Annotated in this window: 1 protein-coding gene; it reads right to left on the reverse strand. The window is 46.5% G+C overall.

What is annotated here, in order from left to right:
* A partial coding sequence (locus tag PZH32_RS14090; RefSeq protein ID WP_275208893.1) for a LysR family transcriptional regulator occupies positions 1-286 on the reverse strand: 286 nt, incomplete at both ends.

Genomic DNA, 286 nt, shown 5'->3' on the forward strand with positions numbered 1-286 from the left:
TCCAAGAACAAGATGACCGGAACATTCGGCGGAGAGATCCGCCAGGGATGCCATCATCTGGGATTCATTTCGCAGCATCTGTTTTGAGTAAAAAAGCATAGTCTCCCCGGCAGGTGTGAGCTTCAGATATGGTTTTCGCTGAAACAGCTCCACACCATATTCCTCCTCCAGGCGCTTGATGGAACCAGAGAGGGACTGCTGTGTGATGTGAAGAGCTTCAGATGCTTTTGTAAAATTCATTTCTTCCGCAAGTGCTACAAAGTACTGACATGTTTTAAGGTTCATA

Source organism: Adlercreutzia equolifaciens (assembly GCF_029076695.1).
GTDB classification, from domain to species: domain Bacteria; phylum Actinomycetota; class Coriobacteriia; order Coriobacteriales; family Eggerthellaceae; genus Adlercreutzia; species Adlercreutzia equolifaciens_A.